Source organism: Arthrobacter sp. NA-172 (genome assembly GCF_043952055.1).
GTDB lineage: Bacteria > Actinomycetota > Actinomycetes > Actinomycetales > Micrococcaceae > Arthrobacter.
Window position 1 is genome coordinate 880705 of sequence record NZ_JBINOT010000001.1, and the last position, 25866, is coordinate 906570.

The 25866-nt window shown below is 63.2% G+C and carries 18 protein-coding genes and 5 pseudogenes; 6 read left to right on the forward strand and 17 right to left on the reverse strand.

The genetic code is table 11. The features are described from left to right. The first annotated feature begins 76 nt into the window (after nt 1-76). A complete protein-coding gene (locus ACF0H6_RS04455) occupies nt 77-1405 on the forward strand; it encodes a nicotinate phosphoribosyltransferase (protein WP_395248608.1) in 1329 nt (442 codons plus the stop codon). Beyond that, a pseudogene (locus ACF0H6_RS04460) lies at nt 1406-2020 on the forward strand (isochorismatase family protein); the annotation flags it as partial. Between the two features lie 21 nt (nt 2021-2041). On the opposite strand, the gene ACF0H6_RS04465 reads toward ACF0H6_RS04460, so the two are convergent. From ACF0H6_RS04465 to ACF0H6_RS04500, 8 genes and pseudogenes are all read right to left on the reverse strand, one after another. Next, entirely contained in the window at nt 2042-3820 is a 1779-nt protein-coding gene (locus ACF0H6_RS04465; RefSeq protein WP_395248609.1) for a DEAD/DEAH box helicase, read from the reverse strand. 320 nt (nt 3821-4140) lie between these two features. Continuing rightward, on the reverse strand, nt 4141-4482 hold the full coding sequence (locus ACF0H6_RS04470; protein WP_395248610.1) for a DUF3039 domain-containing protein: 342 nt from the start codon (nt 4480-4482) through the stop codon (nt 4141-4143). A gap of 64 nt (nt 4483-4546) precedes the next feature. Further along, the gene (gene nagB / locus ACF0H6_RS04475) at nt 4547-5329 is read right to left on the reverse strand and encodes a glucosamine-6-phosphate deaminase (RefSeq protein WP_395248611.1); all 783 of its coding nucleotides are present in this window, start codon (nt 5327-5329) and stop codon (nt 4547-4549) included. 86 nt (nt 5330-5415) lie between these two features. After that, nucleotides 5416-6987, reverse strand: coding sequence for a transporter (locus ACF0H6_RS04480; protein WP_395248612.1), 1572 nt, complete (start codon nt 6985-6987; stop codon nt 5416-5418). Then, a pseudogene (locus tag ACF0H6_RS04485) lies at nt 6969-7761 on the reverse strand (ABC transporter ATP-binding protein). The gene ACF0H6_RS04480 and the pseudogene ACF0H6_RS04485 overlap by 19 nt, the downstream one beginning before the upstream one ends. Nucleotides 7762-7786: 25 nt before the next feature. Continuing rightward, the gene (locus tag ACF0H6_RS04490; RefSeq protein WP_395248613.1) at nt 7787-8890 is read right to left on the reverse strand and encodes an NADH:flavin oxidoreductase/NADH oxidase; all 1104 of its coding nucleotides are present in this window, start codon (nt 8888-8890) and stop codon (nt 7787-7789) included. Further along, nucleotides 8890-9855 carry a co-chaperone YbbN gene (locus ACF0H6_RS04495; RefSeq protein WP_395248614.1) on the reverse strand — a complete coding sequence of 322 codons (966 nt, stop codon included), beginning with the start codon at nt 9853-9855 and terminating at the stop codon, nt 8890-8892. Before ACF0H6_RS04495 ends, ACF0H6_RS04490 begins: the two co-directional genes overlap by 1 nt. 36 nt (nt 9856-9891) lie before the next feature. After that, nucleotides 9892-11698, reverse strand: a pseudogene (locus ACF0H6_RS04500) (hypothetical protein). 299 nt (nt 11699-11997) lie between these two features. Here ACF0H6_RS04500 and ACF0H6_RS04505 point away from each other — a divergent pair. Next, nucleotides 11998-13190: pseudogene (locus ACF0H6_RS04505) on the forward strand (AI-2E family transporter). Nucleotides 13191-13210: 20 nt separating this feature from the next. Here the strand turns inward: ACF0H6_RS04505 and ACF0H6_RS04510 are convergent. After that, complete coding sequence (locus ACF0H6_RS04510) at nt 13211-14005, reverse strand: alpha/beta hydrolase (protein WP_395248615.1); 795 nt, start codon at nt 14003-14005, stop codon at nt 13211-13213. Between the two features lie 18 nt (nt 14006-14023). Next, a complete protein-coding gene (locus ACF0H6_RS04515; RefSeq protein ID WP_395248616.1) occupies nt 14024-14356 on the reverse strand; it encodes an ATP/GTP-binding protein in 333 nt (110 codons plus the stop codon). Between the two features lie 57 nt (nt 14357-14413). On the opposite strand from ACF0H6_RS04515, the gene nucS reads away from it, so the two are divergent. From nucS to ACF0H6_RS04530, 3 genes and pseudogenes are all read left to right on the forward strand, one after another. Continuing rightward, nucleotides 14414-15109, forward strand: coding sequence for an endonuclease NucS (gene nucS / locus ACF0H6_RS04520; RefSeq protein ID WP_395248617.1), 696 nt, complete (start codon nt 14414-14416; stop codon nt 15107-15109). Between the two features lie 84 nt (nt 15110-15193). Next, nucleotides 15194-16442: pseudogene (gene nagA, locus ACF0H6_RS04525) on the forward strand (N-acetylglucosamine-6-phosphate deacetylase). Between the two features lie 293 nt (nt 16443-16735). After that, a complete protein-coding gene (locus ACF0H6_RS04530; protein WP_395248618.1) occupies nt 16736-16939 on the forward strand; it encodes a cold-shock protein in 204 nt (67 codons plus the stop codon). Between the two features lie 119 nt (nt 16940-17058). On the opposite strand, the gene ACF0H6_RS04535 is transcribed toward ACF0H6_RS04530, so the two are convergent. The 7 genes from ACF0H6_RS04535 to atpA all read right to left on the reverse strand — a co-directional run bounded on the left by ACF0H6_RS04535 (nt 17059) and on the right by atpA (nt 25785). Next, on the reverse strand, nt 17059-19551 hold the full coding sequence (locus ACF0H6_RS04535; RefSeq protein WP_395249878.1) for a bifunctional lysylphosphatidylglycerol flippase/synthetase MprF: 2493 nt from the start codon (nt 19549-19551) through the stop codon (nt 17059-17061). Nucleotides 19552-19619: 68 nt separating this feature from the next. Then, a complete protein-coding gene (locus ACF0H6_RS04540; RefSeq protein WP_395248619.1) occupies nt 19620-20873 on the reverse strand; it encodes an alpha/beta hydrolase in 1254 nt (417 codons plus the stop codon). Nucleotides 20874-20896: 23 nt separating this feature from the next. Further along, the gene (locus tag ACF0H6_RS04545; protein WP_395248620.1) at nt 20897-21328 is read right to left on the reverse strand and encodes a DUF2550 domain-containing protein; all 432 of its coding nucleotides are present in this window, start codon (nt 21326-21328) and stop codon (nt 20897-20899) included. Between the two features lie 10 nt (nt 21329-21338). Beyond that, on the reverse strand, nt 21339-21623 hold the full coding sequence (locus tag ACF0H6_RS04550) for a F0F1 ATP synthase subunit epsilon (protein ID WP_395248621.1): 285 nt from the start codon (nt 21621-21623) through the stop codon (nt 21339-21341). 1 nt (nt 21624) lies between these two features. After that, nucleotides 21625-23079: a F0F1 ATP synthase subunit beta gene (gene atpD / locus ACF0H6_RS04555; protein ID WP_395248622.1), complete on the reverse strand. Its 1455-nt coding sequence runs from the start codon at nt 23077-23079 to the stop codon at nt 21625-21627. 86 nt (nt 23080-23165) lie between these two features. Continuing rightward, nucleotides 23166-24053, reverse strand: coding sequence for a F0F1 ATP synthase subunit gamma (locus ACF0H6_RS04560; RefSeq protein ID WP_395248623.1), 888 nt, complete (start codon nt 24051-24053; stop codon nt 23166-23168). 94 nt (nt 24054-24147) lie between these two features. Beyond that, the gene (gene atpA / locus ACF0H6_RS04565) at nt 24148-25785 is read right to left on the reverse strand and encodes a F0F1 ATP synthase subunit alpha (RefSeq protein WP_395249879.1); all 1638 of its coding nucleotides are present in this window, start codon (nt 25783-25785) and stop codon (nt 24148-24150) included. Between the last annotated feature and the right edge of the window lie 81 nt (nt 25786-25866).

Sequence of the window (25866 nt, forward strand, 5' to 3'; positions counted from 1 at the left end):
GGGTGGGCCCACGCCGGCGAGGGCCCCTGGTCGAGCGGAGCGAGACCTGGGAGCCGGTGGGGACTAGAGTGAATTCGTGAGTAGATCCGTCGCCTGGGACCACCCCCGCACGTCGTTGTACACCGACCACTACGAGCTAACCATGCTGGAGGCCGCCCTCCATTCCGGTGCGGCTCACCGGCGCTCAGTCTTCGAAGCATTCGCCCGGCGCTTGCCCGACGGCCGCCGCTACGGCATCGTCGCCGGAACCGGCCGGCTGCTTGAGGGAATCAAGGACTTCCGTTTCGGCGACGCCGAGCTCACCTTCCTGGACCGGAACAAAGTCGTGGACCAGCAGACACTGGACTTTCTTGCCGACTATAGGTTTACCGGCGACATCTGGGGCTATCCGGAGGGCGAGGCCTACTTCCCCAACTCCCCTATCCTGATCGTCGAATCCACGTTCGCTGAAGCATGCATTCTGGAAACGTACATTCTGTCCGTCCTGAACCATGACACTGCCATTGCCTCCGCTGCCTCCCGCATGACCGGTGCCGCAGGAAACAGGCCATGCATCGAGATGGGTTCACGACGCACCCAGGAGGAATCGGCGACGGCGGCGGCCCGCGCCGCGGTCATCGCCGGCTTTGGCAGCACCTCCAACCTTGAGGCCGGCCGGCGCTTTGGGCTCAAGACGGTGGGCACGGCCGCCCATTCGTTCACGCTCCTGCATGACACGGAGCGCGCGGCCTTCGAAGCGCAGATCTCGGCATTCGGGCCGGAAACCACCCTTCTGGTGGACACATACGACGTCGAGACCGGGGTGCGCACCGCCGTCGAACTCGCCGGTGACAAGCTCGGCGCCGTCCGCTTGGACTCCGGAGGCCTGGTGGCCCAGGCGCAATCGGTCCGTGAATTGCTGGACAGCCTCGGAAACGTCAATACCAGGATCGTCGTTACCTCGGATCTTGATGAATTCGCCATCGCAGCCCTGCAATCGGCCCCGGTGGATGTCTACGGCGTAGGTACCTCGCTGGTCACAGGATCGGGAGCGGCGACAGCCAGCATGGTCTACAAGCTGGTCAGCCGGACCAACGACGCGGGGGAATTCGTCTCCGTCGCCAAACTTGCCAAAAACAAGGCGAGCGTAGGTGGCCGCAAATACGCCCTTCGTAAACTCAACGAGCACGGCATCGCAACCCAGGAAATTGTCGGCATCGGACACCGGCCCGAAGACGACGGCAACGATCGCCAGCTGCTCCAGCAGTTCATCAAGAACGGAGAACTGCTTCCCGGGTGGACAGGGCACGAGGGCGTGGTCCGGGCACAGGAGCGCCATACTTCCACCATGGCCGAACTCCCGCCGGTGGTCCGGCGGCTGCAACGCGGCGAGCCGGCAATCCCGACCATCTACGAGGAGGACTGAATGTCCCGTGCCCTGATCATCGTCGACGTCCAGAACGACTTCTGCGAGGGCGGTTCGCTCGCGGTGGAGGGTGGTGCCGCCACCGCCGCCGCCATCAGCGAGTACCTTGATGACAACCACCAGCATTTCGACCACGTCGTGGCGACGCAGGACTGGCATGTGGATCCGGGCAGCCATTTTTCCGACGAACCGGACATGGTGGACAGTTGGCCTCCACATTGCCGCGCCGGGACCAAAGGCGCTGAGCTTCATCCGGACCTCGACGCCGAGTACATCCAGGCTTATTTCCGCAAGGGGCAGTTCACGGCGGCCTACTCAGGATTCGAAGGGGTCCTGGCCCCGGAGGACGAGGTGCCTATGGGCGAGCTCACGCCCGGCGCGGTTCCCACGGTGGAACTGGACGAAGATTCCTTGGGGCTCGACGACTGGCTGCAGAGCCACGGGGTGGAGGACGTAGTGGTCGTGGGAATCGCCACGGACTATTGCGTCAAGGCAACCGCCTTGGACGCTGTTCAGGCGGGCTATTCGGTGACTGTTATCAGCGAACTCACCGCGGGCATCGCTGAGGACCTGAGCGAGACTTACGCTGAACTCGAGGAGAACGGCGTCGAGCTCGCCCAGGGCCTGAACAGGCTCCTACTTCCGCCCGATGAACCAATCCTGAAGCTTGCGCAGCCGCGCCTGCAATTGCTCTTCGTTCGCCTGTGCCACAGCGGGCCCGCCGCACACTTCGCGCAACTTGGTGTGAACGACGCCGTGCGGGGTGCCCGTCCGGGCAGACCAGGCCGCGACGTTCTTCGCGAGTTCGTTGCGCAGGTCCATCAGCATGCGGTGGTCCGGGACCGCGGGTGACGCCGCGGCAGCCAACGGCGACTGGCGCTTCTTCCGGGACTGTTGGTCATGCTGGCGTTGCCGGAGCAATGTGCCCACCTGTTCGGCGTCGAGCAATCCCGGGATGCCAAGGAAATCAAGCTCGTCCTCGGACCCGATATCGGCTCCAGTACCGAATTCGCCGCCGTCAAAGAGCACACGGTCAAAGGACGCTTGGGAATCGAGGGCCTCGAACTTGCCCTTTTCGAGGGAATCCGAGGCCTTCTCTTCGCGATTCGCCTCCGCCATGAGATTTTCTTCGGGATTGAAAAGTCCGTCCGCGTCTTCCTTCTCCGGCCGGTCCAGGGCGTGGTCCCGCTCGGCTTCCATGGAGTTGGCCAGCACCATGAGAGGCGGCACGGAGGGCAGGAAAACCGAGGCGGTTTCGCCGCGTTTGCGGGCACGGACAAAGCGGCCCACGGCTTGGGCGAAGAACAATGGAGTGGACGTTGACGTCGCATAGACGCCGACCGAAAGCCGGGGGACGTCAACGCCTTCGGACACCATGCGGACAGCCACCATCCAGCGCTTGTCGCTGGCGGTGAACTCCTCGATCTTGTGCGAAGCCTTGGAATCGTCGGACAGAATCACCGTGGGCGACTGGCCCGTGATCTTTTTGAGCTGACCCGCGTACGCCCGGGCGTCGTCGTGATCCGTGGCAATGACCAGGCCGCCGGCGTCGGGTACTGTTCGGCGCACTTCGCTGAGGCGCTTGTCGGCGGCGGCAAGAACCGCAGGGATCCACTCTCCGCTGGGATTCAACGCTGTACGCCATGCCTGCGAGGTGATGTCCTTGGTCACGGCAGCTTCGCCAAGGGAGGCTGCCATCTCGTCGCCCGCGCTGGTCCGCCAGCGCATCTGGCCTGAATACGCCATGAACAACACCGGGCGGACAACATGGTCCCTCAAGGCATTGCCGTAGCCGTACGTGTAGTCCGCCTTCGAGCGGCGGATGCCGTCGCGGTCTTCGGCATATTCAACAAAAGGAATGGGCGAGGTATCCGAGCGGAACGGCGTACCGGTAAGCGCCAACCGGCGGGCGGCGGGATCGAAAGCCTCACGCAGACCGTCGCCCCAGGACAATGCCTCGCCGCCGTGGTGGATTTCATCCAAAATGACCAGCGTACGGGCGGCCTCGGTCTTGGCCCGGTGGAGCATTGGCTTGCTGGCCACCTGCGCGTAGGTCACTGCGACGCCCACGAAGCCCCGGCCGTGCTGGCCGTCGGAATTCTTGAAGTTCGGATCGATGGCAATCCCCACCTTGGCCGCCGCATCCGCCCACTGCCGCTTGAGGTGGTCCGTAGGGGCCACGATCGTCACGCGGTTGACGGTCCCGCTGTCGAGAAGCATCGACGCGATCCGGAGTGCGAAGGTGGTTTTACCGGCACCCGGAGTTGCCACGGCGAGGAAATCGCGCGGGCTGGCGCCCAGGTAGAGGTCCAGGGCTTCCTGCTGCCAGGCGCGCAGCTTCTGGGCGGTTCCCCAGGCTGCGCGTTCCGGATATGCCGGAGGCAGCCCGGGGCCGCCGAAAAGTGTTTCAGTCATGCAGATTCCACCTGCCTCGCAGCGACGATTCCAAGCAAGGCCGCTGCAGCCAGCGAAACCCAAATAACCACAAAAACACCAATCTGTTCCGAATGCGCAGGATCACGCACGATCACGCACGGCGGCAATATCATCCCGGCTCCGCGGCGCCGATCACCGCACGTGATCGTGCCGGGCCACGCCGCCAAGTGAGGGGCCGAAGTTCCGGCCGCGCCCGTCCTGGCCAGAAAACTCAGCACAAGGACCGGCGTCGTCGCTGAGACCACACCGATGCCGCACCGACAACCGTCGGCGGATTCAGCATGCAGTGCCGCTCAATCCTACTTGGAGTCGCCCGAGCCGCTGCCCTTGTCTCCGCCGTCCTTGCCGGGGCGAAGTCCATCATAGATTTCTTTGCACTCGGGGCAGACCGGGAACTTCTGCGGGTCACGGCCAGGAGTCCACACTTTGCCGCACAGGGCAATCACGGGTTCGCCCGTCATGGCGGATTCCATGATCTTTTCCTTGCGGACATAGTGCGAGAACCGCTCCCGGTCACCGGGTTCCACTTCCTGGCGCACTTCCTCGCGCTCAATGGTTGCAGTGGATGTTCCGGCTCCGGAAAGCTCGCGCATGGGATCGTTTTCGAATGGGTCCGGAGGCAGCGTCGTCATGCCTTCCATCTTAGCCGCTGCGGCTAAGGCATTGGCTGCACCGCGTCAGTTGCCCGGCGTCAGTTGCATCGCGTCAGATGCTTTGCCACTGAGGCTTGTTGTCGTAAGTGTGACGGTAGTAGTCCGCAAGCTTGAGCGAGGAAGCCGCGGCTTCGTCAATCAGGATGGTGGCGTGCGGGTGCATCTGCAGCACCGACGCAGCGCAGATAGCTGCTACCGGCCCCTCCACGAAGTCCCGGACAGCCTGGGCTTTCTGCGCGCCGGTGGCGATCAGGACCACATGCCGGGCATCCATGATGGTTCCGAGGCCCTGGGTGACCACATGGTGGGGAACGTCGTCGATGCTCTTGAAGAAGCGGGCGTTGTCCTTGCGCGTCTGCTCGATCAGGGTCTTGATGCGGGTCCTCGACGCGAGGGAGGAACCTGGCGCATTGAAGCCGATATGACCGTCCGTTCCCACCCCGAGAATCTGCAAGTCCACGCCGCCAAGTTGCCGCATGGAGTCCTCGTACGCTTGGCAGGCGGCAGGAAGGTCCGTTGCGGTACCGTCCGGGCTGTGGACGTTGGCGGGGTCGATGTTGACCCTGTCGGTGAATTCGCGGCGGATGACCTCCCGGTACGATTCCGGATGCCCAAGCTCCAGCCCGACGTATTCATCAAGGGCGAAGCCATGCGCCTGGCTGAAGTCTAGGCCCCCTTCCTTGTGCCGGCGCGCAAGTTCATCGTAGACAGGGAGCGGAGAGGACCCCGTGGCCAGGCCAAGGACGGCGTTCGGCTTTCGGCTGAGCAGCGCCTCGATGGCATCCGCGGCCAGTGCCCCGATCTGTTTGCTTCCCGGAAGGATGACAACTTCCATCGTCCACGACCTTTCTCGTTATGTTGTCCGGAGGACTGGTTCAACTGTGAGGTTATCCCATGTCCCACAAGTTGTCATTGTTCGATTCAACGGTTGACGATCAGCTGCGCGAAGAGCTCCGGCCCGCGTTGGTCGAGCCACCGGCCTCCGATCCGGACACCTGCCACGAAGAGGATGACCCCCAGGACTGCACCAACGGCCAGATTGATCCATCCCCACAGCGGATCGCCCGTGACGGATTGCACTATGACAAGCGCTAATTCCGGAAGGACAAGAAGGAACAGTACCGCCATTCCCCCGAACTGGACGGCGAGTGTCTGGGCAACGTTTCCCGGCGGTTTCTTGAACGGACTGTCGCCAGGCAACGGCACGTTTGACGTGTACCGGGCCGACACAACGGAGGACAAACCCAGGCCTGTGAACAGGACGCCCAGGGAAAGGCCAAGAACGCCGGGAAGCCAACTCCAGTCCCTCGTCAGGAAAAAGGGTCCGACGGCGAAGATCAGCACCACGGGGAGCGCGAATGACAGGCACGCCAAGGCCCGCCCCAGCCTGTCATGGACCCCGCGGACTCCGGCGGCCAGATGCAAGGCAAACGCCGTGTTGTCATACGAGACGTCGGCTGCAATGGACCAGGCAAGGACAAATGCGCCCAGAGGTCCCAGAATCGTCAGCATTGAGTAGTTTCCGGACTGGCTGGACTGGAACAGGAAAATTGCCGGAAACAGCGGGACCACCAGCAGGGCAGCCGCATACCGCGGATCGCGGAGCCAGTAGCTGAGGGACCGTGCGGCCACGGCCCCCGTGGGAGTGGCCGGAAGGATTCCGAACAGGCCGAGTTTTCCGCCACGTTTTCCCGATCCGCCGGAGTATGGCGGAGTGACCAGCGCGCGCTTGAGCAAGGCGTTCCAGCAAGCGAACAACGCGAGAAGGGTGGCCAAAGCGATAAGCGCCTTGAGAAGGGCAGCCGCGACATTTCCCGACGCCAGATCCCCGCCAACAGCCCATGCGGCTCCAAGCGGAGTCCAGGAGACCGTCCGGGCAAGCTCCGGAAGATACCCCGTGGAGCCGGACACTCCCCGTCCGACGACGGCCACGATCGGCCCCATCAGCATCAGCGGCACCAGGACCGCCACGCCGCTGACGTCCTTGAAGCGACGGGACGCGGCAAGGCTGGCTGTCGCCGTCGTGATCACTTTCGACAACACGACGCAGATCAAGACGCCGAGCACGGCACCCACCAGCGCGCCGACGGCCGCCGGCACACTGCGCCACCAGGTTGCCACCGTGAACAACGCCACCACGAGAGTCGACAACCCGGGCAGACCGATGAAGCCAGCGAGGGCAAGGCCAAGCAACAATTGGCGCATGGGGATCGCCGACGTCGTGAAGCGGGCAGGGTCAAGCGTCATGTCAGCGGCGGAAGCCAGCAGCGGGACCACCGCCCAGCCCAGGGTCGCAGCGGCGCCGCCAAGGACGACGGCGGTATGAGCCGTTTCGATGTCGGCCCAGCGCAGGCTAACGAGCCCCACCAGGAGGGCGGCCACGACTCCGAGCGCGTAGAGCCCCCCGATCGCGATACCCACAACCTGGCCCGGACTTCGCCGGAAACCGTTCAGCAGGAGCCGCCACTTGAGGCTCAGAAGGTGCGCAACCATTCCAGGCCTTCCGTCCGGTTTCCGCCGCCCACCAGCTGCACAAAGCGGTCTTCCAGCGTTGCGCCGTCACGGACCTGATCCACCGTCCCGGCAGCCAGGACCCTGCCGGCTGCCACTACGGCCACATGGTCGCACATGCGTTGCACGAGGTCCATGACGTGGCTGGAGACAATGACCGTCCCACCCGAGGCTACATAGTTGTCCAGGATCCCGCGGATGTTCGCTGCGGATATGGGATCCACTGATTCAAAAGGCTCGTCCAGCACCAGGGAGTCGTGGAGCATGGATGAGCGCCGAGGCGAGGGCGATCTTCTTCGTCATGCCGGCGGAATAGTCCACCACGAGCGTTCCGGCGTCTCCGCTTAAATCCAGCGCGGCCAGCAGTTCGCCCACCCGGTGGGCAACCACTTCCCTGTCCATGACGCGGAGCAGGCCGGCGTAAGTGACCAGTTGTTCACCGGTCAATCTGTCGAAGAGTCGAACCCCGTCCGGCAGGATTCCCATCAACTTCTTGGCTTCCAGCGGTTTCGCCCAAACGTCGACGCCATGGATGAACGCGGTTCCGAAGTCCGGCCGCAGGAGCCCGGTTGCCATGGACAACGTGGTGGTTTTCCCCGCACCGTTGGGGCCGACGACGCCGTAGAAGGAGCCGGCGGGCACGTCCAGGCTGATGCCGTCGACGGCGATCTTGGCACCGAAGCGTTTCGCCAGTCCCCGCAACGCCAATGCAGGCACCGGGTAGGCGGGAGAGGACTCGGCAGGCTGGGCACTCATGCAGCCAGCCTAGTCCCGGCGACGCTCAGAAGCTGTGCCGTGGAACCGCGCGCTGATATTGCGGCGCCCATTCCAAGGGGAAACCGAGTTCAAAGGCTGCGCGAAGCCACCAATGCGGATCGCGGAGGGCCGCCCGCGCCATGAAGACGCCGTCGGCTTGGCCTGTGGCCACCGTGTGTTCGGCCTGTCCGGAGGAGGTCAGGAATCCGACAGCCCCTGTAGCCACCCCTGCCTCGCGCCTGATCTGCTCCGAGAAGCCTGTCTGATAGCCGGGCCCTGCTTTGATTTGCTGGTGGGCCACAGCACCACCGCTGGAGACATCCACCAGGTCCACACCGTGCTCGGCCGCCGCCCGGGCAAGGCGCACGGAGGCATCAATGCCCACGCCACCATCGGCCCAGTCACTGGCGGAAATCCGCAGCAGCAAGGGCATCGAATCGGGGATGACAGCACGGACTGCGTCGATCACCGCGAGCATCAGGCGGTTACGGCCCGCCTCGCTGCCTCCCCACGCATCGTCGCGCTTGTTGATCAGCGGGCTTTGGAACTCGTGCAAGAGATATCCATGGGCGCCGTGAATCTCGACCGTGTCGAACCCCGCGTCCACCGCCCGCACCGCTGCAGCAGCGAAATCGGAAATCACGGCCTCGATGTCAGCCTCGCTCATGGCTACGGGCTCCGCCAGCCCCGCAAAAGCCTCGTTGCCTGGACCACGGGCCACCCAGCCGCCGTCGGCCTCCGCGACCGACCCGCTTTGTTCGGCGAAAGGCCAGTAGGTCGAAGCCTTCCGGCCGGCATGCGCCAGTTGGGCGCCGATCTTGCCGGACACGGCGCTGTTGCGGTGGACGAAGTTGACGATCCGTTCCCAAGCAGCCGCCTGCTCATCGGTATACAGGCCGGCATCCCGTGGACTGATCCGGCCCTCGGGATTGACTGCCGCCGCCTCGGTGAGAATGAGGCCGGCACCGCCCGCGGCAAAGGCCCCCAGATGCACGAGGTGCCAATCGTTGGGTACCCCGCCACCGCCGTCGGGCGAGCAACTGTACTGGCACATCGGCGAAACCCAGCCGCGATGCGGCAAAGTCAGGGAACGCAACTGAAGGGGGCTGAACAGCGCCGGCTGCGCCATCAGAAGAGGACCCGTGCGAGGCCCTGCCGGGCCTTGGCCACGCGTTCATCCGACATCCCGACGACGTCGAACAGTTCCAGCAGGCGCACGCGCGCCGTTTCGCGTTCCGGCCCGAAGTTGCGGCCAATAAAGGCAATGATGCGGTTGAGCGCGTCTTCGATGTGTCCACCTGAGATGTCCAGATCCGCCACGCCGAGCTGCACCTGGATGTTGTCAGGTTCCTGTGCCGCCAGATGGCGCAAGGCCTCTGCGTCTTGCGCAGTCAGGGATTCGATCCTGCCCATCAATTCCACCTGGGCGAGTCCGGCCTTCGCTTCGGCATCGGCAGGCATTTCCGCGAGGGCCTGGCGGTATGCCACCGCCGCAGCGGCGTAGTCCCCGGCCTCAATGGCATCAAAGGCTGCTTGGTGCAGGGGCGGCAAGGGCGGCGCTTCGGCGTCGGGAGCTCCCGCACCGATTGCGCCAGTCACTCCGTTGGCTTCGGCCACTTTGAGGAGCTCATCGACGAGGCCGCGGATTTCCTGGTCCGAGGCGGGCCCCTCGAAGAGCGGCACGGGCTGGCCCTTCAATACCGCGATGGCAGTGGGGATGGCCTGGACCTGGAATGCCTGCGCAAGCTGCGGGAATGCGTCAACGTCCGCCGCGGCCAACACCACTTTACCGGCGTAGCTTTCTACGACGCTTTCGAGGCTGCGCAGCAGGGTCGAAGCTTCCACGGAGCGGTTGGACCACAAGAGGAAAAGGACGGGAATCTGGGAGGACAGCTGGACGAGGTCCTGAAAATTGGCCTCAGTGGCATCTACGCGGAGCGGCTGGCCGTTTCCGCGGTTTCCGCCGGAGGCAGCAACGCCACCGTTCGACGGCGGGGCCGCGGGGCGCCGCAACGCAGAGAGGTCGACGGCGCCGCGAAGGTTGAGCTGGCTCGCAGCGGCTGGAGGGACGGGACGGGATCCTGGCGAACTCATACCGTCCACTCTAGCCGCTGCGCCGGCAGCGTTTACTTACTTGAAGCTGGCTCCCACCAAGCCGCGGACCGCGGCCACAAGCTTCATCGGAGCAGTTGAACCGGCGGGCGGAATGTACACGGCCACTGACTCCGCGAAGGTCTGCACGAGGCCGACCTTGGTGGAGTCCCCGCCCGCAAGCACGGCTGCAGCCTTGTCTACTGTCAGAGTGTCGCCGTCGGCCTTGGGCTTGCTGGTGAAGTCAAAGTCCAGCTTGCCTACCACCACGGCACCGCCATCGGACGTACGGAACACCGAGGTGTCCGCGGGCGTCGGTGTGTGGGTGAACGTGAAGTTTCCATTGGTGCCGGACTTGACGGTGCTCGCCTGGTAGTCCAGGACGTCAGCAATATAGGGCGAGTTGGTTCCCTCTACCAGCTTGTCCTTGAATGCCGAATCCGCCTTGGTGAGGCGATCGCCCAAGGCTGCCAGCGCCTCGGTACCGCTGTACTGCAGCCCGGACTTGTCCCCGGCCGCCACCTGCTGGGTTCCGCCCAAGGGGATCGCCGGGAAGGAGGTCCCGGGCTGAAGCGGAGACGTGTTCTTCAATTTGTAATTCTCGCGCGGCGACGCTTGGACAAGGGTCAGGATCTGGGGAACCACATTTCCGTCACCTTGCGTCACGGCGATGACGGTGCGCGGCCATGAGCGCTGGGTAGTGATGACGCTGCCCAGCAACTTGGTGGAGCGAACGGGCATTCGTGCCTCGTGCGTCGCAACCTGTGACCGGATCTTGTAGTTCTGCGTACGCACTTGAAGTTCCGTGCCATCAACGCGCGGGCTGAGTTTGGCCGCGTCACGCGCCGCGTCGCCCGCGGACACCGCGCCGGCGACCTGCTCCAGGATGCGCTTGAGCTGTGCGTCCACGAGAACAGGCGCGGTCTGCGCACCTGTTGCCCCGGACGGGACCGCGGTGGAGGAGCCGGACGGAGACGGGGTCTCCGCCGCTTGGGCGCCGGCCGCAGTGCCGCCTACCAGCGCGGCGGCAACAACCGCAGCCACTACCGAAACACGGAGCGCGGGGCCACTGCCTGCACCCTCCTTGGGGTCCCGTCCCGCGACGTCGCCACCGGATTCGCTGGTGTGAGCGTCACCAGTGTGAGGGTCAACCGCGTGGGCGGATTCCGTGTTCTCGACCGGTGCCGGAGTGCCGCGTCCCGGACCCTTGGGTCCTACGCCTTTGCCGCGGCCGCGGGTGAACTTGCTGACGAACGGCAGCGCCGCACCCGCGAGGATGAGGAGCACGCCAATGACTATCAGCGGGACGGCCCACGGCATGGTGGCATCGTTGGCATACGTCACCGAGATCGACGACGGCGCAGGCTTGGTTCCGTCGCTCGCAAGGAGGAGCGACCAGTTGCCAGCCGCCGGAGGGGTCCAGGTGTAGTCCAACTGGCCGTTGGCGTTCTCCGTCACCACCCACAGGTCCGATCCGGCCGGAGACGGAGCCGTAGCCTCGCCATCAGTGCCGGCAGACCTGGAGCGCCTTGCCGTCCGCGGACACACCGGTGACGCTGTTGTGCGCGGTCTTGCCTACCCATGCATCAACGTCATCCGGACGCCCGACAGCCAGCACGAAGGTGCCGTCTCCCTTGATGCTGATCTTTGTGGGTCCCCCCTTGTGTCCCAACACGTCTTGGTTGATCACGGTCAGTGGAGCGGCTTTGGAGTCGCCAGGGGCGGACGCGGTCACGGTCTCGGCCGGGGCCCAAAAGGTCAGCTGGCCGATGCCGGCCAACAGTGTCAGCAGGCCAAGCAGCACCAGCGAAACTGCAGTCTTCAATCGCACAGGAATACCAATCATCAGCGGTCGTTGAACTTCAAGGGTAACGGTTTTGTTACCGAACAGTCAGTTCGGGGTCCTTCCAAAGGTCCTCCCGACGCACCGATTGCCGCCTGGAATTCGGCAATTCGGCCCTGCTGATAGTGTGGCGAACAACATCACATCGGGCATCCCCGGAGCCTGACCGCAGAACGAAAAGGCAGCTGAAACACGTGAAAGAGCGCAAGGATCCGACTCCCGCCGGACAACACCCCGGGACCATCCCGGATGGCCCGGTTAACGGGTCCGTCCAGGATGGCAAGGATCACAGCGACGGGCTGATGGCATCCTTCGTCCGCCGGCTCCGCCAGCCGATTCCCGGCGCCCAACCGCGGGTCCGCTTCGAAATGCCTCCCGAGCTTGAGCACGATGAAACAGCCGACACCGAACAGGATGAATCAGGCGGTCCGCGCTTCGGCTCCCCCGGCCCCCGGATGTCCACGCAACATCCGCTGTACCTGGGATTCATGGGCACCGCCGGCGTCGGCATCGCCCTCTTGCTGTTCTACATCGGCACCAATACCGCACAACTGTTGTTGTGGATCGTCACTGCGTTGTTCATCGCGCTCGGCTTGGATCCCGTGGTCCGCTGGCTCGAAGGCCGCAAAGTTCCGCGCCCGGCCGGCGTCGCCATCGCCGTCGGGGTACTCGTTGCCGGAGTTGCAGCATTTTTCGCCACCCTTATTCCCACGATCGTGGAGCAGGTCTCGCAGATCGTGCAACAAGCTCCGGACTGGATCCGGGGTTTTGTGGATTCCGATTTCTTCCGGTCCCTTGACAGCCAGTTCGGCGTGCGAGACAAGATCAGTCAGGAACTGGACAAGTTCGTCAAGAACCCCGACGCCATGAGCGGTATCTTCGGCGGGGTGGTCGGTTTCGGCTCAACCGTGGCAAACGGCGTTTTCGGCACGCTGATTGTCCTGGTCCTCAGCCTCTACTTCCTTGGCGCGCTGCCGGCCATGAAGAGGTGGGGCTACCGGCTCGCACCCCGGTCACGCCGGCCACGGGTCGAGGCGCTGTCCGAGGAAATCACGCGCTCTGTTGGCAACTACGTGATAGGCCAGGTGTGCGTCGCACTGCTGAACGCCTTGTTCGCGTTCATTGTCATGAGCATCCTGCACATTCCATTCAGCGTCCTCTTGGCCTTCATCGTCGCCCTTCCTGGCGTTCATTCCCCTGGTCGGGGGGTTGATCGCAGCTGTAGTGGTCAGTCCTGGTGGCGCTGACCAGCGGCTGGCAGACAGCCGTGATCTATGCCATCTGCTACTTCGCCTACCTGCAGTTCGAGGCGTACTTCATCTCTCCGCGCATCATGCAGAAGGCCGTCGCCGTTCCGGGTGCTGTTGCCGTGATCTCGGTGATCGCGGGCGGCAGCCTGCTGGGTGTCCTGGGTGCCTTGATTGCCATCCCGACGGCAGCAGCCATCATGCTACTGATGAAGGAAGTCTTCATCGCCCGCCAGGACCGCCACTAAACCGTCTGCCGGGACGGCCGCTAGGCCGTAGCTACTGGACCTGACCATTGGCGCGGCAGACCATCAGGTCCGGCACCGGCTTCCGTCACGTCGTCGACGATTTCGTCGAGGACCCGCGCCGCGTACTTCTCCCCCACCCACAGGTGCTTGGCGCCGTCGATCCCCAGGACCCGCGCCTGCGGCACCAGGCTGAAACGCTCAACGGCTTCGGCTGGCTGAAGATAATCGTCGTGTTCCGGAACGAGGACAGTCAGCGGCTTGCCCGACGCGGCCCACTCCTTCAGGTGCACATCCGTGGCCCGGTGCAGGGGCGGCGACAGGAGGACAGCGCCCTCCACGTGGGGCGCCACCGGCTCAACTGCCCCGTACATCAACGCGAGCTCCGTGCCAAAGGACCAGCCCACCAACCAACGGTTCGGGAGCCCGCGGTCAACGGCAAAGCGAACGGCGGCCTCTACGTCGAACCGTTCACCGATTCCCTCTTCAAAGTGACCTTGGCTGGTCCCGCGGGGTGAGTGCGTGCCCCGCGTATTGAAACGTAAAACCGCGACGCCGGCTAGCGCCGGGAGCCGATAGGACGCCTTGCGGTACACGTGCGAATCCATGAATCCGCCGTGAGTGGGCAAAGGGTGCAGGGTAATAAGGGTTGCCGAGATCTCACCGTTTTCCGGCAGGGCCAGCTCTCCCACGAGCAGTTTGCCGTCTTCCGTGACGATCTCCACGTTTTCGCGGTGCGCCGGCAGGACCGTGGACGCGCGGATATCCGTGGCAGACTCCGGCTGGCTGAAAACAAGGGAGGCGGGATCGAAACTCATGCTTCCAAGCTTAAGTGGTCAACGGTACCTATAGGTGCGGCCAGTCCAGCAGTTGTTGTGCCAGTGGCGACGTTCAGCCAGTCCTGCGGCGTCGCCGAAAAGGTGCGTCTCGGACCACACCACAAGGTGCGCGATGCCGGGGACGATCGCCATTGAACAGCCGGGGCACACATAAGTCTTCTCGGCATTCCGGGCAGTCATGGTCCGGACCATCCAGTCACCGTCGGGAGCGCTTTCCCTTCGGGCAATGCCCGACCGGGCACGTTCCAGATCCAACTCCGGCGACTCGCCGGTCCGTTTCCAGCTTGCCTTGGCTGATTCGGTGCGTCGGGGGCGGTTGGAGCGGGGCATGACTCCATTCTGCCCCAGTCGCCGATTGGAGGCGGCGGAGGAAGTAAAGTTGAGCGGGTGCGACTCGTCATAGCCCGTTGTTCCGTTGATTACGTTGGCCGCCTGAAGGCCCACCTCCCGCTTGCCACCCGGCTCTTGGTCGTCAAGGCCGACGGCTCTGTGCTGGTCCACTCCGACGGCGGTTCCTACAAGCCGTTGAACTGGATGAGCCCACCCGCCACCCTGCGGGTGACAACGCCGGAGGAAACCGAGGTCGAAGAAGGCGTGGTGGAACAGTGGACCGTGCAGTCGGCGAAGACCGATGACCGGCTCATCATCAACATCTACGAGCAAATCCACGACACCTCCCATGACCTCGGCACGGACCCCGGGCTCATCAAGGATGGTGTCGAAGCCGATCTGCAGCGGCTGCTGGCCGAACAGATCGAGACCCTCGGCAGTGGCTATTCGCTGATCCGCCGCGAGTACTTCACTGCCATCGGGCCCGTGGACATCCTCGCGAGGGACGGCGACGGCGGGACAGTCGCCGTCGAACTCAAACGGCGCGGCGACATCGACGGCGTCGAACAGCTCACGCGCTACCTTGAACTCCTCAACCGCGATCCGTTGCTGGCACCGGTGCGGGGCATTTTCGCCGCCCAGCAGATCAAGCCACAAGCCAAAGTCCTCGCCAATGACCGGGGAATTGACTGTGTCACCTTGGACTATGACGCCATGCGCGGCGTAGATGACAGCGAGTCGCGCTTGTTCTAGATGGCCTCCGGGCCACCAGGTGTCCCAGTCGTTCCTCCTGGGCAAACCGGGTCAGATGCAACTACGGGCAACTAGAATCAGAGCATGACTGTCCCAGACCAGCCGGCACCCTCTACTGCGCCTGTGCGCCACCTCATCACCGGAACCATCGTCAGTGACGGTGTGGTGATCGAGGATGGCTTGGTTGCCGTGGAAGACGACCGCATCGCTTTTGCTGGGCCGGCCGCCGAGTTTCACGAAGCAGCCCTTGAAGGCTTCGAGGAAACGCCGCGGACCGATTTCCCGGACGAGCGGTACATTGTTCCGGGATTCGTTGACGTGCACTGCCACGGCGGAAACGGCGGCGACTTCCCGGCGGCCGATGAATCCTCGGCACGCAAAGCCATCGATTTCCTGCACCGGTCCGGAACTACGACTTTCCTCGCCAGCATGGTCACGGCGCCACGGGAAGACCTCCTCCGGGGCATCGAGCTCTACGTGCGGCTGGCAGATGAAGGACTTGTCGCCGGAATCCACCTTGAAGGGCCCTTCCTGTCCCACGCCCGTTGCGGCGCGCAGAACCCGGCCTATCTGCTGGAGCCGGATCTGGCGCTCATGAATGAACTGGTTGAGGCCGCTGCAGGCAAACTGGCCACCATGACATACGCCCCCGAGCTCCCCGGCGCGGCTGCGCTGGTTGACTTGATGACGTTCCACGGTGTGACCCCATCCCTCGGTCATACGGATTGCGACGACGCGACTGCGGCGGCTTCGCTCGTTGCCGCACGGGAAGGCCTGGAATCCGCCGGGTTCGACGGCGTCAGCTCGCTGCCTACCGTCACGCACCTTTTCAATGGCATGCCGCCCATGCACCACCGCGCCCCCGGTCCAGTGGCCGCCTCTCTGCGCGCGGCACAGGAAGGCAAAGCCGTCGTGGAGCTGATTGCCGACGGTACCCACCTGGACCCCAGCACGGTCGCAACTGTTTTTCAACTCGTCGGTGCCGCAAACGTTGTCCTCGTGACCGATTCGATGGCTGCAGCGGGACTCTCCGATGGAAACTACATGCTGGGCCCCTCCCCCGTAACAGTGACGGCCGGTGTGGCCACCTTGGACGCCACCGGTTCCATTGCGGGCGGCACCGCCACCATGCTCGACGTCGTCCGCCGTACCGTTGCGGCCGGCGTCGGACTCGCCGATGCCATATGCTCGGCGACGGCGGTTCCCGCCGCCGTCGCTGGGCCTCTCCGATGAACTTGGCGGCGTTCGCAGGGGTTTGCGCGCTGACCTTGTCATCGTGGACAAGGATCTACAACTCGCGGGGGTATTGCGCAATGGAGATTGGCTGGCCTAGGTACAATTCAGGGCCGCCCAATGGTGGAAGCGCGCTTTCTTCCGTTACCTTCTTTTTACTTAGAATTTGTCGGAATTCCTGAAAAGACCGTTGACCTCCAGTATTCGCCATGAAAGTGTTGTAGCAGTCTTTGTGTAGGTGTGATTCATGCTCGCAAGACGTGTTGCGAGCGTGAAGCGCCTGCGAAGCCAACCAAGCCTGTCTTGGACGGAAAACCAGGTCTTCTCGCGGAGTAACCAAGGCCGGCACGCGGTGTGCCGGACTTAAAAGTTCCACAATGAGGAGAAACAAAAATGGCACTGGGCACCGTCAAGTGGTTCAACGCTGAAAAGGGCTTCGGCTTCATCACTCCGGACGACGCCGATGGCGACGTCTTTGTCCACTATTCCGAGATCCAGACCGGTGGCTTCCGCACCCTCGACGAGAACCAGCGTGTTCAGTTCGAGATCGGTCAGGGCGCCAAGGGCCCGCAGGCCACCGGCGTCACCGCTGTCTAGTTTGACTGTTTGAATTCTGCTGCAGATTTAGCTACAGGGGATTCAACAACAATGGAGCCCCGTGCTGAGCACGGGGCTCCATTTGTTGCGCGGGTCTTTCCAAATGATATTTGGGTTGGTCAGGCAACAAGGGTGCGGAGGAGCCTGGCAGTTTGCCTCACCGACAGTCCAGGCAGATATGCCCGGCTTAGCGCCGCTCCGATTGCGGGAATCTCCAAGCTGTCCTGATAGTACATATAGAGGGTCCTGTACTCAGGCTGGAACCTTGATTTGAAGCGGGCCAGGGACCGGAATCCGTAAACCGGTTCCAAGGTCCTTCCTACGAGGTCAAGGATGCCCGCCATACCGGCTTCTCCGTCAGGGAATTCCTCGGCTTCCCCGGCCAGGGGTGAACCCGACAAGGAAATTACTTCCACACCTTGCCGCAACTCCTGCACGGCCGAAGCAATCATGAATTCCATGATGCCCGGGAAGGCATCGCTGCGTCGACGCATGAAGTCAAGCGTCCAACTGACCACCTGGCCCTCACGAAACACGGGCAGCCAACTGGTGACCCCATAGACAAACCCCTTGCGGTCGACGGCGATGCAACACAGCACTTCATCGTCCATCAACTCGTCGAGGGAACCCAGGGTGAAGCCCATCTCGGGTACCTGTTTCCTGGCTGCCCACTCCTCCGACACCTCGCCGAGTTGGGAGCGTAGGTGTTGTGAGAACTCCGAGTAGCGCCCCCAACGGGCTTCAACACCCGCCTTCTGTGCCCGGTTCCTCGCAGTCCGGACGTTTTGCCACGCTTTGCCCGTGAACTCCAGGTCGCGGATGGAAAGCCTGGTTTCCTGCGCGACCGCTATGCGGCGGAACCCGATGGGCTGCAGCATAGGCCACAGTTCTTCGGTGCAGGAGTAGAGGCACGGCACCAAAGCGTGCTCCGCGCAGTAGTCCAGGAAACCCTCGGTGGCGGCGCGGGCTTGTCCTGGAGCGCCGAACGGACCAGCAAGAGTCAGGGCGACGTTTCCGTGCTGCTGGTAGGCAATGCCTGCGTCCCTACCTGGGGTAAACCAGAACTTGTTCGGCTCCCACAAGGCCATCCAGGAGAGGGATTCCCCACCGCGCTTGAGTAATTCCCTGGCCATGAAACGGGCCGGGTCGTCCCCGCCAGGGCCGTGTTGCCGCTTGAGGAGCAACGTCCAGACTGCGGCGAGGGCCACAAGCCAGAAGATAATCCCCGACCACGCGAACAATATCGATTCCGCAGCACTGCGGCCGGCAAACACCCGCCCGAACGCTGACGGTATCGGCAATGGGAGATATTGCCGGGCGAGTTCGGCAACGAGTTTCAGGATGCCGCCGTCGTGCTCCAAACCGCCCGAGCCGAGCCAGGCACCAGCGTATGCGCTCGCCAACACCAGCCAGGTGGTACCAACCAGCCACGCCATCTTCCGGCGAAGAGGTGCCCTCGATCCCACCACAAAGTTGCCCCTGAACAGGAAAAGCAGAACCGCCAGGACCAACGGAACCAGCGCGAGGGCCAAAATGTGGAAAACTGCCGAGCCCATCACCACCGTTCGCCCCCGCCCCGGAAAGTGCGGAATGCTGGCAAACAGGACCAGGTAGGCGAAGGACAGTGCCACGACGCTCAGTTGCACTCCGATGGCGATCTTCAGTGCCAGCCGCCTTCCTTGGCGCATGCCGACCGCACAGATCAAGAGGAGCAACGCCGGCACCACCGCGAGGGCCACGCCGGCTGGACCGGGATAGCCTTGCCGCCCAAGTTGCAGGCAGCTGATGTCCACGGTTCCGCCGCAGTTGGCCTGCAGTTGCGTGATGGTCGGAACCGGGTTCAGGACCATTTCGCGGAGCAGCGCCAGCGGCCCCGTCGGGCTCCTGACGGCGCCCGCCACGAGGGGCCCGACGCCGAAAATCGCCACCATCAGGGACAGCAGGTTCCGCGTCTCCCTCCTGGTGGCGCGATGGCTCGGCTGAATCCCCTGGTCGAGCTGAAGCCACAGGCCGGCCCCGAGACCGAGCAGCGCGCCGGCCAGTGCCATGACAGCCGAGGGGTCGCCCACGTACAGGACCAACAGAAGCGCAAGCGAGACAACCGTTGCCCTTAACCGTCGACGCCACAGGGTGGACAGGAGGCCGCTCGCCGCCATCGAGACGAAGAGCGTTGCGGGGAGGGGCCCGGACGTCCTCGCATCCATCATCCGGCCGAGCCAACCGTCGTCGGCATAGGCAGCGAGCTGAACCACCAACATGAACGCGGTGACCGTCGCAAACTGGCCCCCGAGGAAGCCTGCCGCAGTACGGAACCATCCCAGTTTGCGCTCGGAGGAGCCGAGCAGGACGACCAGCAGCAACGAGCTCATCACATAGTCGAACGGGTTGGCCGCAAAGAACATCGAAGTCCATATGGACCACCAGTCCCCCGATTTCAATCCGCCACCGCTCACGTTGGCGATGTGTCGCACCACGTCGGGGCTGAAAGAGACGTCTCCGTCGAAGATCGCTGGAGCCAGCAGGTAAAGCGCGAGCACCACCACCGTGAACGGGATCGCGCCAATATGGGCAGCGGCGTTTCCCACCAAAGCCCGGATCAGCATTGCGGCCATCTTCCGCGCTGGCTTTGCCTCGGTACGGTCGGCTGAGCTCTCCGTGGACAATCGCGCTTCTTGGGTGCTCACTTGGTCAGGCCCCATCGAGGCGCCAGGAACTCCATGGCGGAAGGGAGCGCTTGCACGGCCACGGCCCACGAGTGGCCGGCACCGGAGACCGTCATTTCCCTCAGGTCAAAACCGGAATCGCGGGCTGCCGCCCCTAGCTCGGTGGCGTAGCGGATGAATTCGCCATCCGATCCACCAACGGCAATAAAGCCCGCATGGCCGGCATAGCTTTGCTTCTTCATCATAGTCAGGTGTGTCCGGGCATCGAAGGCGGCGGAGTCACCGCCAAATGCAGTCTGGATGGTCCGCTTGCGATCGGGACCAAGTGACGGCTCCCGCTCGCCCGAGAAAGCAATGAAAGAAGGGTAGATCTCGGGATGCAGGGTGGTCATCTGCATGGCGCAGGTTCCACCAAAGGAGAACCCGCCAACCGCCCATTTCCTGGGATCGGCGGACACCTCGATCGTCGAGTTGATCCAGCGTGGAACATCGATCGAGAGGTAGGTATCGGCACGCGCGATCCGGCTGTCCATGCACATGGTATTGGCCGTGTCTGAGCCGTTGGGATCGACCACCACGACGACGGGCGACACGCCTCCGTGCCGGGCCGCGAAGGAATTCATAGTGGGCTCGATCATCCCGCCAGTCAGCCAATCGGCGGGACGTCCGGGCTGGCCCGCAAACAAGACCAGCACGGGAAGCTGGCTGCGGTCGGCCTTCAGGTAGCTCGGTGGCAGGTAAATAAAGGCATCCTGCGCCCTGAAGCCGGATTCGATCCCCGGGATCGATGCCTTGCGGACAAATCCTGCACCAGGCGCTGACGCGGGCAGGGTTCCGGAATTGCCCCTCTTGAACCCCTCCTCGAGCACGGGGATGCGCCCCACGTTATGGCCGAAGAGATCCGCCGCCGTGTGGTTGAGGCCAAAATAGCTGTTGATCTGAAGCGAGGACAAGAGAAGAACCGCCACGAAAGAGGCTGCGGCGACGCTCCTTCCACCCCACGAAGAACCCACGAGCCGGAACAGGAAAAGGAACAACGCTGAGAAGGCAACCACGGACCAGGCGAGGACATCGAAGGGCAGATCCTCGGGAAACACAGCCAAGGCATTGACAAGCAACCAGTGGATGACCGCAACAACTCCGCATGCTGCGGCGACGGCGAGAACAATGGCAAGGAGCCAGCGCCGGCTCCGCCGGAAGAGGAGGAATGCGCTCCCAAGGATTCCGAACGCAAGGACAACCCAGAACAGAGGACCGTCAACAAGACTCATTTTGTCCAGGAAGTCCACTGTCTTCAGCGCCAGGTGCCAACGCCCACCACGGGGCCGGCTTCAAGCCAGGAAGACAACCCGGCGTAGGCGTCAAATCTCATCGCCAGCATGAACGACTGACCTTCATGCAGGAGCTCCACAACCACGACGTCGGGCTGAAGGCTTGTCCGTTCTTCCTCGGTGGGCTTCCGTCGGCCCAGGAGCTCCAAAGAGCTCCGGCGGAAGCTGTGCCTCGGACGGAAGCTGAGGGAGAGCAGGCGGAACCATTCGAGTTCCGAGTCCTGATAACGACAAACCCCCATCCGCCAGCTGTTTCCAGCCGTGCAAATGGAGGCGTCGACCGTGCCGAGGGCGCGCCGCAGATTAAAGCGGCGCACCCCGACGAGGCACAGTATAAAAATCAGCAACGCAAACGCCGTTGCCAAGGCGATGAACGGAATAGCAGAATCGTCCATCAAGGTCTTGCTATCGGATCCCTGCAGTAGCTGCTTCGCCCAGCTGGGCGTTGTCAGCGACGATCACCACGCGGTTGTTGTCGACGGAGAAGAACCCACCGTCCACAACGACTGCCAGGCGGTCTCCGGTTACCGGCTCGATGGCCAGCTCTCCCGCGGCCAGAATGGCGAGGAGCGGTGAGTGGCCGGGCAGGATCCCGATTTCACCATCGCTGGTGCGGGCCTTGACCATCTTGGCCGCACCGGACCACACAAAGTGGTCCGCTGCGACAATCTCAACCTCGAGCTCAGCCATACTACTTGGTCTGTTCCTGGATCTTGGCCCACTGGCGCTCGACGTCATCCAGGCCACCGACGTTGAAGAACGCCTGCTCTGCGATGTGGTCCAGCTCGCCGTCGCAGATCGCCGTGAAGCCTTCCACGGTGTCCTTGATGGACACGGTGGAACCCTCGACGCCGGTGAACTGCTTGGCGGTGTAGGTGTTCTGGGACAGGAACTGCTGGATGCGACGTGCACGCGACACGACGATCTTGTCTTCTTCGGACAGTTCGTCAACACCGAGGATGGCGATGATGTCCTGGAGTTCCTTGTTCTTCTGCAGGATCTGCTTCACACGGACAGCCGTGTTGTAGTGGTCCTTGCCGATGTACTGGGGATCCATGATGCGGGACGTCGACGTCAGCGGGTCAACGGCCGGGTACAGACCACGGGATGCGATTTCACGGGAAAGTTCCGTGGTCGCGTCGAGGTGTGCGAAGGTCGTTGCCGGAGCCGGGTCGGTGTAGTCATCAGCGGGCACGTAAATGGCCTGCATCGACGTGATCGAGTGACCCTTGGTCGAGGTGATGCGCTCCTGGAGGAGGCCCATCTCGTCGGCGAGGTTCGGCTGGTAACCAACTGCGGACGGCATGCGGCCGAGCAGCGTGGAGACCTCGGAACCGGCCTGCGTGAAGCGGAAGATGTTGTCGATGAAGAGCAACACGTCCTGGTTCTGCACATCGCGGAAGTACTCCGCCATGGTCAGCGCAGAGAGTGCCACGCGCAGTCGCGTTCCCGGCGGTTCGTCCATCTGGCCGAACACAAGGGCGGTGTCCTTGAGGACGCCGGCCTCTTCCATTTCAACCCAGAGGTCGTTGCCTTCACGGGTACGCTCGCCAACACCGGCGAATACGGAAGTACCACCGAAGTTGCGGGCAACACGGGTGATCATTTCCTGGATCAGAACGGTCTTGCCAACACCGGCACCACCGAACAGACCGATCTTTCCACCCTTGATGTACGGGGTGAGAAGGTCGATGACCTTGATACCGGTCTCGAGCATCTCCGTGGAGCCCTCGAGGGACGCGAAAGCCGGAGCCTTGCGGTGGATCGGCCAGTAGGCGTCAGCCTTGATCTCGGACTCGTCAACGTCCAGCGGCTTGCCGAGAACGTTGAAGATGTGGCCCTTGACGCCGTCGCCCACAGGCACGGAGATCGGGGCGCCGGAGTCCTGCACGGAGGTGCCGCGGACGAGTCCGTCGGTGGCCTGCAGGGAAATGGCGCGGACGAGGTTGTCTCCCAAGTGCTGGGAGGTCTCGAACGTGATGGTCTTGGTCTCACCGTTGAGGGTTACCTCGGTGGTGAGTGCGTTGTAGATCGACGGGATTGCGTCAGCCGGGAATTCGACGTCGACAACCGGGCCGATGACGCGGGCAATGCGGCCGGTGGCGCCGGCCGTTGCGGCTACGTGCTCGGTAGCGGTGGCAGTCATCTCTCTCACTTCACTCAGTAGATGGCGTGGGGTTAAGTTTAGCTATTTGGTGCAGGTGCAGCTTGCGCCGAACCGTGCACCGGCGATTACGCGCTCAGAGCGTCGGCGCCGGCAACGATTTCGGAAAGCTCCTGCGTGATCTCGGCCTGGCGGGCCGTGTTGCGCAGACGCGTGTACTTCTTGATCAGGTCGGTCGCGTTGTCGCCGGCCGACTTCATGGCCCGCTGGCGGGCGGCGAGCTCGGAAGCTGCTGCCTGCAGCATCGCTGCGAAGATGCGGGACTCGATGTAACGCGGCAACAGGGCGTCAAGCACCTGCTCCGATTCCGGTTCGAATTCGTACAACGGCAGAAGGTCGGACTCGCTGACTGCCTGCTCTTCAACTTCGAGCGGCAACAGGCGAACAACCGTGGGTTCCTGCGTCACCATCGACTTGAAGCGGGTGTAGACGACATGGATCTCATCCACTCCACCCTCAGCGAAGTCGTTGGCGAACTCTTCGAGAAGAGCAGTACCGATTTCCCTGGCAGTCCCGAATTCCGGTGCGTCAGTTCCGCCGGTCCAAACCCGTGCGTACGAACGGCCACGGAAGTCGAAGTATGCCTGGGCCTTGCGGCCAAGCAGATAGGTCTTGACTTCCTTGCCCTCTGCACGGAGGAGCTCGTTGAGTCCTTCGGCCTGCTTGAGCACGCTCGCGGAGTAAGAACCAGCAAGGCCACGATCCGAGGTGATGACGAGGACAGCGGCACGGCGGATCTGCTCCGGCTCGGTGACCAGCGGGTGATCGATTTCGCTCTGGCTTGCGACAGCAGAAACAGCACGGGTAATCGCGTTTGCGTAAGGCAGTGAAGCAGCAACGCGGGCGCGGGCCTTACCGATGCGCGAGGTAGCGATCAGTTCCATCGCCTTGAAGATCTTGCGCATCGACGTCGTCGAGCTGATCTTCTGGCGGTAGACCCGAATCTGGGCTCCCATACATTTCCTTTCCTAAGATCCCGATGGATCAGCGGCTAAGGCTTTGGCGAAGGCCCCGGGCCTGCGTTGGTACGCGGGCCCGGGAACCAATGCTCTAGCGCTTCTGCTTGACGATCTTTTCCTGGTCGACTGCGCCACCGGCGATCGCTTGGTGCTCTTCGTGGCCGGCACCAACCAAGTGGCTGTCGCCTTCGCCGAAGAAACCCTTCTTGAAGTCGATGATCGAGGACTTCAGCGCTTCAGCGGTGTCGTCGTCCAGGACGTTGGTCTGTGCCAGCGTGGTCAGGATCGAAGACGAGTGCTTGAGGTGCTCCAGGAACTCGGACTCGAAACGGCTAATATCCTCAACCGGGACATCATCCAAGTAGCCCTTTGTACCGGCCCAGATGGAAACAACCTGGTCCTCGACCGGGAACGGCGAGTACTGGCCCTGCTTGAGCAGTTCCATCAGGCGGGCGCCACGGGTCAGCTGCTGGCGTGACGCGGCGTCGAGGTCGGATGCGAACATCGCAAACGCCTGCATGTCGCGGTACTGTGCCAGGTCCAGCTTCAAAGTACCGGAGACCTTCTTCATGGACTTGACCTGTGCAGCGCCACCAACGCGGGACACGGACACACCAACGTCAACAGCGGGGCGCTGGTTGGCGTTGAAGAGGTCGGACTGCAGGAAGATCTGGCCATCGGTGATGGAGATGACGTTGGTCGGGATGTAGGCCGAGACGTCGTTTGCCTTGGTTTCGACGATCGGGAGACCGGTCATCGAGCCCGCGCCCAGCTCGTCGGAGAGCTTGGCACAACGCTCCAGCAGGCGGGAGTGCAAGTAGAAAACGTCACCCGGGTATGCTTCGCGTCCCGGCGGGCGGCGGAGCAACAGGGAGACTGCGCGGTAGGCTTCGGCCTGCTTCGACAGGTCATCGAAGATCACCAGTACGTGCTTGCCGCCGTACATCCAGTGCTGGCCGATAGCCGAGCCTGCGTACGGAGCCAGGTACTTGAAGCCGGCCGGGTCCGAAGCCGGGGAAGCCACGATAGTGGTGTATTCCAGCGCGCCGTGGTCTTCCAAGGTCTGGCGGACAGCGGCAATGGTGGAAGCCTTCTGGCCGACGCCGACGTAAACGCAGCGAACCTGCTTGGTGACATCGCCCGAAGCCCAGTTGGCCTTCTGGTTGATGATGGTGTCCACGGCGATGGCGGTCTTGCCCGTCTGGCGGTCACCGATGATCAGCTGACGCTGGCCACGGCCGATCGGAATCATGGCGTCGATAGCCTTGAGACCGGTCTGCATGGGCTCGTGAACCGACTTGCGCTGGGTCACGCCCGGAGCCTGGAGTTCCAGTGCACGGGTGGTCTCGGCCTTGATCTCGCCGAGGTCATCGATCGGCTGACCCAGGGGGTCAACCACGCGGCCCAGGAAGGCGTCGCCTACCGGGACGGACAGGATTTCACCAGTGCGGTGAACTTCCTGGCCTTCTTCGATACCGGTGAAGTCTCCGAGGATAATGACGCCGATTTCGCGGACGTCAAGGTTCTGGGCCAAGCCCAGGGTGCCGTCTTCGAAGCGAAGCAACTCGTTCGCCATGACCGAGGGAAGACCCTCAACACGGGCGATGCCGTCACTTGCGGCGGTCACGCGGCCGACCTCTACGCGCTCTGCGTTTCCGGGTTCGTAGGACGCCGCGAACTCGTTCAACGCATTACGGACGTCGTCGGCGTTGATGGTCAATTCGGCCATCTGCAGTCCCTGCTCTCCTGTTTCGTGATCATCGTTGCTCACGATGACCGGTTTTTGTATCAGTTAAGTTGTGCTTGTCTG